Origin of the sequence: Micromonospora halophytica (assembly GCF_900090245.1) — a bacterium.
GTDB classification, from domain to species: Bacteria; Actinomycetota; Actinomycetes; order Mycobacteriales; family Micromonosporaceae; genus Micromonospora; species Micromonospora halophytica.
Window position 1 is genome coordinate 181164 of record NZ_FMDN01000002.1, and the last position, 13072, is coordinate 194235.

The window sequence follows — 13072 nt, forward strand, 5'->3', positions numbered from 1 at the left end:
GGCGTACGCCCGGGGGCGGACCCTGGCCGGTGGATGTGGCCGCCGGCACGACGACCCGTCGCCGGCCGTCCGGGAGCGTCGACGTCGTGATCGAACTACGTGACCTCACCAAACGGTACGGCCGCACCACGGCCGTCGACCGCCTGACACTCACCGTCCGACCCGGCCATGTGACGGGGTTCCTCGGTCCCAACGGCGCCGGCAAGTCCACCACGCTCCGGTTGGTGCTCGGCCTGCACCGCCCGACCAGCGGCACCGCGCTGGTGGACGGGCACCCGTTCGCCCAGCTCCCGCGCGGTCTGCGGCACGTCGGCGCGCTGCTCGACGCGGGCGACGTGCACGGCGGGCGAAGCGCCCGGGCGCACCTGCGCGCGCTGGCCCGCAGCAACGCCATCGGCCGGTCACGGGTGGACGAGGTGCTGAGCGAGGTAGGCCTGGCCGGGGTTGCCGGGCGCCGGATCGGCGGGTTCTCGCTCGGCATGAAGCAGCGGCTCGGGATCGCCGCCGCCCTGCTCGGCGACCCGCCGGTGCTGCTCTTCGACGAGCCGTTCAACGGGCTCGACCCGGAGGGGGTCCGCTGGGTACGCGGGCTGTTCCAGCGGCTCGCCGCCGAGGGACGCACCGTCCTGGTCTCCAGCCACCTGATGAGCGAGATGGCGCAGACCGCCGACCACCTCGTCGTCATCGGCCGTGGTGAGCTGATCGCTGACGAGAGCCTGGCCGAGTTCGCCGCCCGCAGTGCCCGCCCGCACGTCGTGGTCCGTACGCCGGACCCGACGGCGCTGACCACCGCGGTCCGCGAGGCGGGGGCGGCGGTCGAGTCGGCGGCCGACGGATCGCTCACCGTCACCGGCCTGACTCCGGCGGCGCTGGGCGACCTGGCGTACGCCCGGGGCATACCCCTGCACGAGCTGGTCACCCGGGCCGCCTCCCTGGAGGAGGCCTTCATGGACCTCACCGCCGACCGCGTCGACTACCGGGCAGGAGACCACCGATGAGCGCGCTGACCGAACCCACCCGCGCAACCGGCCGCCGGGCGGCCGAGCCCGCCGCCCGCTTCCGGGACCTGCTCGCCGCCGAGTGGATCAAACTGTCGTCGCTGCGCTCCACCTACGGGTCGCTGGTGCTGATCGCGGTGTCGGCCGCGCTGTTCAGTGTGCGGGCGGCCCTTGCCGACCACCACAACTGGCCTGACTACCCGGCCGAGCGGCGGGCCGCGTTCGACCCGATCCACGACGCCTTCCCCGAGGAGGGCTGGCTGTTCATCATCCTCGCCGCCGGTGTGGTCGGGGCCGTGACGATCGCCGGCGAGTACGCCAGCGGCCAGATTCGGACGACGTTCGCCGCCGTACCGGCCCGGCGCGCCGTGATGGCCGCCAAGGTGGTGGTGCTGGCGGCGGTCATGCTGGTCGTCGGCGTGCTGGCCGCAGGCGTCTCGTTCGCGCTGTCGCAGGCGATCCTCGCCGACCGGGGCGTCGGGGCGTCGCTCGGTGACCCGGGCGCGCTGCGGGCCGTCGCAGCCTCGGTGCTGCTCTTGCCGGTCTGCGCGCTCATCGGCCTGGGCTTCGGCGCGCTGCTGCGGCACACCGCCCCGGCGATCGTCACCACCACGACGGTGCTGCTCCTGCTGCCGCTGGCCTTCGACACCAGGAACCGCTGGACAGCGGCGATCCACAACGCCCTGCCGGTACCCGCCTGGGAACGCCTGGTCTCGAACCCGTTCATCGAGTTCAACGAGCACCTCGCGACGATCCCCGGCTCCTGGGTGGTCCTCGCCGCCTGGCCGGTGTTCGCCGCGCTGGTCGCCATGGCCGTCGTCCACCGCCGGGAACCCTGAACCGGGTACGTCGGGGGCGCGCCCCCGGTAGGGAACGCGCCTCCGACGTACGAACGGGCAGGCTCAGGCGACGACCGAGACCATCCGGCCCTTCACCACGATCACCTTGCGGGGCTCCTTACCGGCCAGCGCACCGGCGACCGCCTCCAGCGCCGCCGCGCGCACGTCGTCCTCGGCCGCGTCGGTGGCCACCTCGACCCGGCCCCGGACCTTGCCATTGACCTGCACCGGGTAGGTCACCGTCTCGGCGACCAGCAGCGCCGGGTCGGCGGTCGGGAAGTCCGCGTACGTCAACGAGGTGTCGTGGCCCAGCCGTCGCCACAGCTCCTCGGCGACGTGCGGGGCGAACGGCGCCAGCATCAGCACCAGCGGCTCGGCCACCTCACGCGGGGTCTGCGACAGCCGGGTGATGGCGTTGGTCAGCTCGATCAGCTTGGCGATCGCCGTGTTGAACCGGATCGCTTCCATGTCGCCGCGGACGCCGTCGACCACCTTGTGCAGCAGCCGGCGGGTCACCTCGTCGGCCGGCGCGTCGGTGACCCGCAGCGCACCGGTCTGTTCGTCGACGACCGCCCGCCACACCCGCTGCAGGAACCGGTACGACCCGACCACCGCCCGGGTCTCCCACGGGCGGGAGACCTCCAGCGGGCCCATCGACATCTCGTAGACCCGGAAGGTGTCCGCGCCGTAGGCCGCGCACATCTCGTCGGGGGTGACGACGTTCTTCAGGGACTTGCCCATCTTGCCGTACTCGCGGTTGACCGCCGTGTCGCCCAGGTAGAAGCCACCGTCGCGCTCGGTGACCTCCTCGGCCGGCACGTAGGCGCCCCGCGCGTCGGTGTACGCGTACGCCTGGATGTAGCCCTGGTTGAACAGCTTGCGGAACGGCTCGAACGACGAGACGTGTCCCAGGTCGTACAGCACCTTGTGCCAGAACCGGGCGTACAGCAGGTGCAGCACGGCGTGCTCGGCGCCGCCGACGTACAGGTCGGTGCCGCCGCAGTCGCCCTCGCCGCGCGGGCCCGTCCAGTACCGCTCGTTCTCCACGTCGACGAAGCGCTCGGCGTTGGTCGGGTCCAGGTAACGCAGCTCGTACCAGCAGGAGCCGGCCCACTGCGGCATCACGTTGGTCTCCCGGGTGTACCGCTTCGGGCCGTCACCCAGGTCCAGCTCCACCTCGACCCAGTCGCGCCGGCGCGACAGCGGGGTCTCCGGGTTGCTGTCGGCGTCGTCGGCGTCGAACGTCTTCGGGGAGAAGTCGTCCACCTCGGGCAGCTCGACCGGCAGCATCGACTCGGGCAGCGCGATGGCGGCGCCGGTCTCGTCGTACACGATCGGGAACGGCTCGCCCCAGTAGCGCTGCCGGGAGAACAGCCAGTCGCGCAGCCGGTAGGTGACCGCGCCCGCGCCGTGCCCGTTGGCCTCCAGCCACTCGATGATCCGCGCCTTGGCCTCGGCGACCCCCAGGCCGTTCAGGTCCAGGCCGCGTTCGGGCGCGGCGCTGTTGATCGCCGGGCCGTCCCCGGTGTACGCCTTGCCGTCGAAGCCGTCGGCCGGCTGCACGGTACGCACGATCGGCAGGTCGAAGACCTCGGCGAACGCCCAGTCCCGCTCGTCCTGGGCGGGTACCGCCATGATCGCGCCGGTGCCGTAGCCGGCCAGCACGTAGTCGGCGATGAAGATCGGGATCTGCCCCCCGGTGACCGGGTTGGTGGCGTACCCGCCGACGAAGACGCCGGTCTTCTCCTTCGTGTCGGCCTGCCGCTCCATGTCGGTCTTGGCCGCCGCCGCCTTCCGGTACGCCTCGACCGCCGCCCGCGGGCTGGCGTGCCCGCCGGTCCAGGCGTCCTTCGTCCCCTCCGGCCAGGCCGCCGGGACCAGCACGTCGACCAGCTCGTGTTCGGGGGCCAGCACCATGTAGGTGGCGCCGAAGACGGTGTCCGGCCGGGTCGTGAACACCCGCACCGGCCCGGCGGCGGTCGGGAAGTCGATGTGCGCGCCGGTGGACCGGCCGATCCAGTTGCGCTGCATCAGCTTGATCGGCTCGGGCCAGTCCAGGGTGTCCAGGTCGTCCAGCAGCCGGTCGCCGTACGCGGTGATCCGCATCATCCACTGCTTCAGGTTGCGCTTGAAGACCGGGAAGTTGCCCCGCTCGGAGCGGCCGTCGGCGGTGACCTCCTCGTTGGCCAGCACGGTGCCCAGCCCCGGGCACCAGTTCACCGGCGCCTGCGAGACGTACGCCAGCCGGTGGTCGTCGACGATCGCCCGCCGCTCGGCCACGGTCAGCTCGGCCCACGGGCGGCCGTCCGGGGTGGGTCGGGTGCCCCCCTCGAACTCGGCGATCAGCTCGGCGACCGGGCGGGCCTTGCGCGCGTCGGTGTCGTACCAGGAGTTGAAGACCTGCAGGAAGATCCACTGCGTCCAGCGGTAGAAGTCGGTGTCGATGGTGGCCACCGAGCGCCGCTCGTCGTGGGCCAGACCCAGCCGGCGCAGCTGCGCCTTGTACCGCTCGATGTTCGCCTCGGTGGTGGTCCGGGGGTGGGTGCCGGTCTGCACCGCGTACTGCTCGGCGGGCAGGCCGAACGCGTCGAAGCCCATGGCGTGCAGCACGTTGCGCCCGGCCATCCGCTGGTAGCGGGCGAAGCAGTCGGTGCCGATGTAGCCCAGCGGGTGCCCGACGTGCAGGCCGGCGCCCGACGGGTAGGGGAACATGTCCAGCACGTACAGCTTCTCCGCGCCGGAGCGCGGGTGCTGCGGGTCGGCCAGCGGGCCGGTCGGGTTCGGGGCGTGGAAGGTGCCCTCGCGCGCCCAGGTGTCCTGCCACCGCCGCTCGATCTCGTCGGCCAGAGCGGCCGTGTACCGGAACGGTGGCACGTCACTGGCCGGTGCGGCTGCCTCACTCATGGCGTCTCTCCTCGATCCGCTGTTCGTCGTACCGCGGGATGCGGGTCGGTCTCGTCCGGCAGGCACAAAAAAGCCCCTCGCGCAGGAGGGGCGGCCGTGCTGTCGCGGGTCAGCGCGTCAGCACGGCTCGGTAAGAAGCAGACCGGCCACGGACATGTCCCGCAGTCTACCGCCGGCCGGAACGTGACGGGTACACGGTTACCCACCCGTGGATCCGCCGCCCGCCGCGCCACCCGGTCGGTCGCGTCCGGGGCCGCCGTCCGGGCCGCCGTCCGGGTCGGCGTCGGCGTCGGCGTCGGCGTCGGCGTCGGCGTCGGCGTCGGCGTCGGCGAGATCGTCGAACCGGGTCACCGCGGCCAACGGGCTGCCGGCCCGGTAGGACGCCACGGCCAGCGCGTAGCCACCCACGGGCGCGCTCACCAGTTGCAGTCCGACCGCCACGGCGATCACCACCGCGCTGCGCACGTCGAACACCAGCACCAGCACCCCCAGCAGGACGCACACCACGCCCAGACTCGCCGCCTTGGCCACCGCGTTCATCCGGTTGTAGACGTCCGGCAGCCGCAGCAGGCCCAGGGCGCTGACCGCGATCAGCCCGGTCCCCACGAGCAGCGGGACCGCCGCCAGCACGGTACGCATCAGCGTGACCGCCGGTGGACCAGACGGGCCAGGGCGACCGTGGCCAGGAAGGCCACCAGGGTGCCGGTCAGGACCAGATCCAGCAGGGGCGGGAAGTCCAGCCGGGCGGCCAGCACGGCCATCGCGGCCAGGACGACGAAGAAGCCCAGGTCGAGGGCCGCCGCCCGGTCGGCGTCCGTCGGGCCGACGGTCAGCCGCCAGACGACCGGCAGCGCCGACAGCGCGAGGACCACGAGCACCACGTCGAGCAGGAACACGTCCTCACCCCTCATCCGGGTCGTCGGCCGCGGGTGCGGGTCCGGCCGGCTGCCGGCCGACGGGACGCACGGCCGGCAGCAGTTTCCGCTGAAGTTCGACGATCTGGTGGCGGAACGCGTGCGGATCGTCGGCGTACATGCCGTGCACGAAGAGCACCGGCGGGGTCGTCCGGACCCCCACCGTGAGGGTGCCCGGGGTCAGCCCGACGCAGAGCGCCGTCAGCACCAGTTCGGTGCTGCTCGTCCCGGGCAGCGGCACCCGTACGATCGCCGGGCACAGCCGCCAGCCCGGGGTCAGGATCTCCCGGGCGACCACCAGGTTGGCCACCACCAGGCGGACGGCGAACCACCCGAGGAAGCGCAGGATCCGCCCGGTCCGCACCACCGCCCGCCGCCCGACATCCGCGCTCACCGGCCGTTCACCGCCCGCAGGTAGGCGTCGGGGTCGAGCAGCCCGGCCGCCGCCGTGTCGGCCAGCCCGAGCAGGGGTTGCGCCACCGGGCCGAGCAGCAACGACACGATCGTCAGGGTCAACGCCGGCAGGACCACCCGGGCCGGCACGGCCCCGTCAGATCCGGATGGCTCCCCCCAGAAGGCCGCGCCCCAGATCTTGAGCATCGAGGCCAGCGTGAGCAGGCTGACGCCGACGGCCACCGTCACCGCCACCCACTGCCCGGCGTCGCCCACCGCCCTGATCAGCAGGAACTTCGCTACGAATCCGGAGAACGGCGGGAGTCCGGCCAGGGAGAGCGCGGCGCCGGCGAAGGCCAGCGCCAGCATCGGGTGGAGGGTGGCCAGGCCGCCCAGCCGGTCCAGCCGGTCGGTCCGGTGACCGGTGTGCACCGCCGCGGCGCAGAGGAACAGCGCCGTCTTCACCAGGATGTACTGCACCAGGTAGAAGACCGCCGCGGCGAGGCTCGCGGCCGTGAACAGGGCCAGTCCCAGCAGGACGTACCCGATCTGGCTGACCATGTGGAAGGTGAGCACCCGGCGCATGGTGGCCTCCCCGAGCGCGCCGAGCACGCCCACGACCATGCTGAGCATCGCGGCCGTGCCGATGACCCAGTGGTACGCCGGATCGCCGTCGTACACGACGGCGTAGACCCGGATCAGGGCGTAGAGACCGACCTTGGTGAGCAGCCCGGAGAAGAGGGCGAGCACCACCGGTGGCGCCTCGGGGTAGGTCCTGGGCAGCCAGTCGTGCCACGGTACGACGGCGCTCTTGACCGCCAGCGCCAGCAGTACGACGCCGGCGGCCACGCCCACCGTGGGCGACGTACGCGCGGCGGCGGCCAGATCGCCGAGACGCACCGAGCCGGTCACCCCGTAGACCAGACCGACCCCGGCCAGCAGGATCGTGGAGGCGAGCAGGTTCATCGCCACGTACACCCGGGCGGCCCCGAGCCGGGTGCCGCCGCCCAGCGCGACGAGCACGTAGGACGGCACCAGCATGACCTCGACCAGCACGAACAGGTTGAACAGGTCAGCGGTGAGGAACGCGCCGTAGGCGCCGGCCGACAGCACGAGCACCAGGGGCACGAACAGCGGATCGTGGTCGTCGCCGGGTGCGGCGGTCGTGGCGAGGCAGGCCAGCACCACCAGCGCGCAGACGGTGACCATCAGCGCGCTGAACGCGTCGGCGGCGAAGCCGATCGCCACCAGTGGATGCCAGCCGCCGATCCGCTCGGCCAGCACCGTCCCGTCGCGGGTGAGCACCAGCAGCGCCACGGCCAGAGCGAGCACGGCGGCGGTCACGGCGAGACCGGCCACCCGGTGCGCCGTGTGCCGCCGCGGTGCGGCGAACAGCAGCGCGGCGGTCAGCAGCGGGCCGGCGAACGGCAGAATCAACAGGCGGCTCACCGCTCGTCCCCACCCTCGCCGCCCTCGGCGGCGGAGCGGCCGTCGGCGGTCTCCTCCTCGCCGCCGTCGCCGGCCGGGACGTCCGCCCTGAGCAGCCCGAGCAGGTAGAGCGTGATTCCGAAGCTGATCACGATGGCGGTGAGCGCGAACGCCTGCGGCAACGGGTCCGCGGTGTCCTCGCCGGCGCCGTCGAAGGCGGGTGTCCGCCGGTCCAGCCCGCCGGCGGAGAGCAGCAGCACGTTGACCGCGTGCCCGAGCAGGACGAAACCGAGGATCACCCGGAGTTGGCCGCGTTGGAGCAGCAGGTGGACCGCGGCGGCCACCAGCACGCCGACGGCGACGGCGGCGGTCACCGCCGCTCCCCCGTCGCGGCCGGTCGGGTCGACACGTCGAGCCGGCGAACCGCCGCCACGATCAGCCCGAGGACGATCAGGTACACCCCGAGGTCGAACAGCAGGCTGGTGGAGAAGGGCAGGGCCGCCCCGCCGGGCAGGCCGGCCTTGCCGAGGGTGAGGAACGGTCGGCCCGACGGCAGCGCCGCCAGCCCCACACCGACGCAGAGCAGCAGCCCGGCCACCAGCAGGGGCCGGGTGCGCAGCCGGCCGAGCAGGGGCGTCGAGGTGCCGGCGTACGCGAGGTGGCCCAGCCCGACGGCGGTCCCGGCCAGCAGGGCACCGATGAAGCCGCCACCGATCTCCTCGTGCCCGCGGACGAAGAGGAAGCCCGACACCACCAGCATCACCGGGGCGAGCAGCCGGTGGGCGAAGACGAGCACCGGGTCGGCGGCTGCGGCCGGTAGGTCCCGTCCAGTCCGGGTGACCCGGTCGGCGAGCGACACCAGCCCCACCGCCACGACCGCCAGGACCACCGATTCGCCCAGGGTGTCCAGCGCACGGAACTCCACCAGGATGGTGTTGACCACGTTGCTCCCGCCGGTTGTCGGACCCGCCTCGGCGAGCAGGTACCGGCCGGGTGCGGAGAGGTCACGCCGACCGGTCAACGCCGCGGTGCCGGCCGCCGCGGCCAGCCCGGTCGCGCCGGCCAGCACTGCGCCGGCCAGTAGGGCACGCCGTGAGCCGCGCGGTGGCAGACGCGGCGAACGGCGCCGCAGTACCAGCATCACCACGATGGTGGTGAGCACCTCGACCAGCAGCAGCGTCAGCGCGACGTCAGGCGCCCCGGCGGTCACGAACCAGACCGACAGCAGGAGGCCGACCGTGCCGGTGAGGCCGACCGCGCCCAGCGCCGACCGCACCGTGACCAGTCCGGCCAGGGTCACCATGAGCAGGACGAGCAGCACCGCGTCGCCGGGGCGGGTCGCCTCGCCCACCGGCGGCGGTAGCGGGCCGAGTCCGACCGCGGCCACCACGGCCAGCAGCGGCACGGCGAGCAGCGGCCGGAGCAGGAACGTGGCCGGGCCGGCGGCCCGGGCCGGTCGGGCCAGCAGAGCGCCGAGGTGCAGCAGTCGGACGCGGCCAGCCTCGAACCGGACGGCGAAGGGCGTGGTGGTGGGCAGTCGGCGCAGCAGTCGGTCGGTGCGGGCCCGGAAGACGAAGAGCAGCGTCCCGAGCAGGACGGTGAGCGCGGAGAGCCCGAGGGCCACGGTGAAGCCGTGCCAGAACGCCAGGTAGGGCGGTTCGCCCTGGGGCCGGGCGTCGTTCGCGGCGCGTTGGACGATCGGGCTGAGCAGGGTGACGGACGGTCCCAGCGCAGTGGTCAGGATCGCGGCCACCGCGGCGGGCGCGACGAAGGAACGACGCGGGGAGCGCAGCCCTTGCTGGCGCAGCGGGCCGGTGAAGACGCCGTGCACCAGTCGGGCCGCGTACGCGAAGGTCAGCACCGCGGCCAGCACCCCGAGTCCGGCCGCCAGCTGGCCGGAGAGGCGCAGGTGGTGCGCCTCGGCCAGGGCCTCGAAGATCGCCTCCTTGCCGACGAAGCCGATCGTCGGCGGCAGGCCGGCCATGGTGGCGGCGGCGAGTGCGGTGAACAGCGCCGTCGCGGGCATGGCCCGATGCAGTCCGGACAGTTCCCGGATGTCCCGGCTGCCGGCCTCGTGGTCGATGATGCCGACCAGCATGAACAGCGTCGCCTTGAACAGGGCGTGCGCGACGGTGTAGAGGATCGCGGCCGCGTCCGAGGCGGGGGTGCCCACCCCGATGACCCCGACGATCAGCCCGAGCTGGCTCACCGTGGAGTACGCCAGCAGCGCCTTGAGGTCGTACTGGCGCAACGCCAGGAAGGCACCGAGCACGGCGGTCAGCAGGCCGACTGTGAGCAGCGTCAGGTCTCAGCCGGGGTGGCCGCCGAACAGGGCGGAGAACCGCATCAGCAGGTAGATGCCGGCCTTGACCATGGTGGCCGCGTGCAGGTAGGCGCTGACCGGGGTGATGGCGACCATGGCGCCGGGCAGCCAGAAGTGGAACGGCAGCTGCGCCGACTTGGTGAAGGCCGCGACCAGCACCAGCGCGCCGGCCGCCCAGGCCGCGCCGCTGTCCAGCCGCTCCGGTTCGGCGAGGATGCGGCCGACGTCGCTGGTGCCGAGGTCGAGCGTGAGGACCACGACGGCGGCCAGCAGGGCCAGGCCGCCGCCCGAGGTGACCAGCAACGCCCGCACCGCCGGGGGGCCGGCGGCCGGCCGGCCCTGCCCGATCAGCACGAAGGACAGCACCGACGTCAGTTCCCAGAAGACGAACAGGACCAGCAGGTCGTTGGCGAGGACCAGGCCGAGCATGGCGGTCGCGAAGAGGGTCAGCAGCAGGTACGTCCGGGTGTGCGCCTGGTCGTGACCCAGGTAGCGCGGACAGTAGGCCATGATCAGGGCGCCCACGCCGAGCACCAGCAGGGCGAACACCAGGGCGAGGGCGTCCATCCGCAGGGCGACCGAGACGTCCAGCGAGGGCAGCCACCGCCAGCCGACCGCCGCCGTCCCGTCGGCGAGGATCACCGGGAGCCGGAGCAGCAGCAGCGCGGCCGTCAGCAGGAACCCGGCGGCCAACGGATAGCCGGCGTCGCGGCCCAGCCGGCGGGTGAGCAGGGGTACGCAGGCCGCGAGGGCGACCTGCCAGACGAGAACGACCGCCAGGATCATTACGGGCGGCGGTCAGTAGCCGAGGGCGGCGCCGTCGCCGCGCGGGTCGGCACCGGCCTCCAGGAGCCCTCGCTCCGCGTCGATCCGGATGGCATGTGCGTGGCCCATGTTGTCGTCCCAGTTGGGCAGCATCCGCACCGGCTGCCGGCGGCGTTGCAGCTCCCGGGCGACCTCGTCACCGATCCGACCCTCCAGGGAGAGGTCCTTGACCGTGGTCCCCCAGGTGTGCCCCATCAGCCAGCGCGGCGCCTCGATCGCCTGCTGGACGTCGTAGCCGAAGTCGATCAGACGGGTCAGCAGGGCGGCGTGCGTCTGCGGCTGGCCCTCGCCGCCCATGCTGCCGAAGGCGAGCCAGGGCCGTCCGTCCCGGCAGGCGAGCCCCGGGATCAGGGTGTGGAAGGTGCGCTTGCCGGGTTCCATCCGGTTGGGATGGGTCTCGTCGAGGGAGAAGAACGAGCCTCGGTTCTGGGGGATGATTCCGGTGTCGCCGACGATCATCGCGCTGCCGAAGTCGTGGTAGATGGACTGGATGGCCGAGACGACGAGCCCGTCCCGGTCGACGGAGGTGAACGCGCAGGTGTCGCCGCCCGGCGCGCGGCGGCGGTGCGTCTGGGGGGAGAACCGCAGGCCCGGCTCCACCTCGTCCATCACCATTGCCCGCTCGGTCCGGATCAGGGCGCGGCGGCGGGCGGCGTACTCCTTGTCGAGCAGGGTGCGCAGCGGGATGTCCACCCAGTGCCGGTCGGTCAGCCACTCGTCCCGGTCGGCGAAGGCGAGCTTCACCGCCTCCGCCATGTGGTGGTAGTAGTCGGGCGTGCCGTCCCCCCAGGCGGCCACGTCGAAGCCCTCGACCAGGTTGAGGATCTGCAGGGCGGCGAAGCCCTGGGTGTTGGGGCGCAGCTCGTACACGGTGTGGCCGCGGTAGTCGGTGCTGATCGGCTCCTCCCACTGCGCGTGGTAGGCGGCCAGGTCGTCGGGGCGCAGCGGGGAGCCACCTACCTCCAACGCCTGGCAGAACCGCCGTCCGAGTTCGCCCTCGTAGAAGCCGGCTCGGGCACCGTGCGCGGCGATGACCTCCAGCGAGGTGGCCAGCTCCGGCTGGCGCAACCGCTCCCCCTCGCGCAGCGCCCGTCCGGCGGGTACGAGGTGCCGAGTGCTCGCCTCCCCCGACAGCAGCTCCAGATCCTCGACCAGCCAGTCGCTGAGCGAGCGGGACACCGGCACCCCGTGCCGGGCGTAGTGCACCGCGTCCTCGAAGAGGTCGGCCCAGGCGAGCCGGCCGTACCGCTCGTGGGCCAGCCGCCAGCCGTCCAGGGCGCCCGGCACGGTCAGCGCGGACAGTGCTCCCCGCACCGGCACCTGCTCGGTGTGTCCGCGCTCGGCGTACCAGTCCCGGGTCGCGGTCGCGGCGGCCGGACCGGAGGCGTTGAGCGCCTCCACCGCGCCGTCCGGGCCGGCGATCAGCCAGAACCCGTCGCCGCCGAGGCCGGCCATGTGCGGGTAGGCGACGCAGAGCAACGCGTTGACCGCGACGGCGGCGTCCACCGCGCTGCCACCGCGACGCAGCACGGCCAGTCCGGCTCCGCTGGCCAGTACGTGCGGCGAGGAGACCGCGCCACGGTCGGCCCGGGTCGGCGGGCGGCCGGTGCGGGGTCCGTGCGGCGCGCTCATGTCAGCCCTTTCAGTGGGTACGGTCGCGGGTTGGCGAACCCGTCGGTGGTGGTGACGAAGCCCCAGCACTGCTTGGTGTTGAACACCACGGCGTCCTTGCAGTACGCGGGGCTGGAGGTGGCGGTGGCGTCGGAGATGAGCACCGGGTTGTAGTCCCGGAAGTAGGCGTCCTCCAGCGTGGTGCTGACGCACTGGTCGGCGTTGACGCCACAGACGAACAGGGTCTGGATGCCCTGGGTTCGCAGCACCTGGTCGAGGTGGGTGCCGTAGAAGCCGCTCATCCGTACCTTCTCGACGCGGATGTCGTCCTCGTCGATGTGGTCCTGCAGTTCGTCGACCATCCGGGCGCCCCAGGAGCCAGCGGTGAGCACCTGGCCGAGATCCAGCTCCTCGCCGATGCCCCGCTGGTCCAGCCGGTGCTTGAAGGAGTACAGCGTGGGCGCGCCAAGGTTGCGCAGGTCGGGGCGGTTGTGCCAGTAGACCCAGATGACGAACATGCCGTGCCGGCGAGCGGCCTCGACGGCCCGCTGCACGCCCGGGATCGCCGCCCGGCACGCCTCATGGTCGAGTCCCGAACGCTGCGTCCACCCACCCGGGGAACAGAAGTCGTTCTGCATGTCCACCACCACCAGCGCGCCCCGGTCGAGGTTGTCGACGAACGGCAGCAGCTCCGCCTCGAAGCGGACCAGTTTCCCCTCGGTGTGGTGCGGAGACAGGTGGACGAAGTCCTCGTACAGGTGCCACCGGTCGGCGCTGGCGCCGAGCTGGACTCCGCCGTCGCCGGTGTCGGCGTAGATCTCCCGGAAGCGCGGCACC

Annotated in this window: 10 protein-coding genes and 1 pseudogene; 2 read left to right on the forward strand and 9 right to left on the reverse strand. The window is 72.9% G+C overall.

Features of this window, described 5'->3' with window-relative positions:
* The first annotated feature begins 86 nt into the window (after positions 1-86).
* Both GA0070560_RS03495 and GA0070560_RS03500 read left to right on the forward strand, forming a co-directional pair.
* On the forward strand, positions 87-998 hold the full coding sequence (locus tag GA0070560_RS03495) for an ABC transporter ATP-binding protein (protein WP_091291906.1): 912 nt from the start codon (positions 87-89) through the stop codon (positions 996-998).
* Positions 995-1837: an ABC-2 transporter permease gene (locus GA0070560_RS03500; RefSeq protein ID WP_091291265.1), complete on the forward strand. Its 843-nt coding sequence runs from the start codon at positions 995-997 to the stop codon at positions 1835-1837. Before GA0070560_RS03495 ends, GA0070560_RS03500 begins: the two co-directional genes overlap by 4 nt.
* Before the next feature lie 63 nt (positions 1838-1900).
* Here GA0070560_RS03500 and leuS read toward each other — a convergent pair whose 3' ends face one another.
* The 9 genes and pseudogenes from leuS to GA0070560_RS03545 all read right to left on the reverse strand — a co-directional run bounded on the left by leuS (position 1901) and on the right by GA0070560_RS03545 (position 13071).
* A complete protein-coding gene (gene leuS, locus GA0070560_RS03505; RefSeq protein WP_091291267.1) occupies positions 1901-4741 on the reverse strand; it encodes a leucine--tRNA ligase in 2841 nt (946 codons plus the stop codon).
* 198 nt (positions 4742-4939) lie between these two features.
* Entirely contained in the window at positions 4940-5383 is a 444-nt protein-coding gene (locus tag GA0070560_RS03510) for a cation:proton antiporter (RefSeq protein WP_091291269.1), read from the reverse strand.
* The gene (locus GA0070560_RS03515) at positions 5380-5637 is read right to left on the reverse strand and encodes a monovalent cation/H+ antiporter complex subunit F (protein WP_091291908.1); all 258 of its coding nucleotides are present in this window, start codon (positions 5635-5637) and stop codon (positions 5380-5382) included. Before GA0070560_RS03515 ends, GA0070560_RS03510 begins: the two co-directional genes overlap by 4 nt.
* Before the next feature lie 4 nt (positions 5638-5641).
* Positions 5642-6049 (reverse strand): Na+/H+ antiporter subunit E, encoded by a 408-nt coding sequence (locus tag GA0070560_RS03520; protein WP_091291272.1) that lies wholly within the window; start codon positions 6047-6049, stop codon positions 5642-5644.
* On the reverse strand, positions 6046-7497 hold the full coding sequence (locus GA0070560_RS03525; RefSeq protein ID WP_091291275.1) for a monovalent cation/H+ antiporter subunit D family protein: 1452 nt from the start codon (positions 7495-7497) through the stop codon (positions 6046-6048). Before GA0070560_RS03525 ends, GA0070560_RS03520 begins: the two co-directional genes overlap by 4 nt.
* Complete coding sequence (locus tag GA0070560_RS03530) at positions 7494-7850, reverse strand: sodium:proton antiporter (protein WP_091291278.1); 357 nt, start codon at positions 7848-7850, stop codon at positions 7494-7496. Before GA0070560_RS03530 ends, GA0070560_RS03525 begins: the two co-directional genes overlap by 4 nt.
* Positions 7847-10585, reverse strand: a pseudogene (gene mbhE, locus GA0070560_RS03535) (hydrogen gas-evolving membrane-bound hydrogenase subunit E). Before mbhE ends, GA0070560_RS03530 begins: the two are co-directional and overlap by 4 nt.
* 12 nt (positions 10586-10597) lie before the next feature.
* Positions 10598-12256, reverse strand: coding sequence for a gamma-glutamyltransferase (gene ggt, locus GA0070560_RS03540; RefSeq protein WP_091291281.1), 1659 nt, complete (start codon positions 12254-12256; stop codon positions 10598-10600).
* Positions 12253-13071, reverse strand: a complete 819-nt coding sequence (locus GA0070560_RS03545; RefSeq protein WP_091291284.1) for a cysteine hydrolase family protein — start codon at positions 13069-13071, stop codon at positions 12253-12255. The genes ggt and GA0070560_RS03545 overlap by 4 nt, the downstream gene beginning before the upstream one ends.
* Position 13072: the final 1 nt, after the last annotated feature.

Coding starts and splice junctions, on each gene's coding strand:
- GA0070560_RS03500 (WP_091291265.1), top strand. CDS start 995: ATGAGCGCGCTGACCGAACCCACCCGCGCAACCGGCCGCCGGGCGGCC.
- leuS (WP_091291267.1), bottom strand. CDS start 4,741: ATGAGTGAGGCAGCCGCACCGGCCAGTGACGTGCCACCGTTCCGGTAC.
- ggt (WP_091291281.1), bottom strand. CDS start 12,256: ATGAGCGCGCCGCACGGACCCCGCACCGGCCGCCCGCCGACCCGGGCC.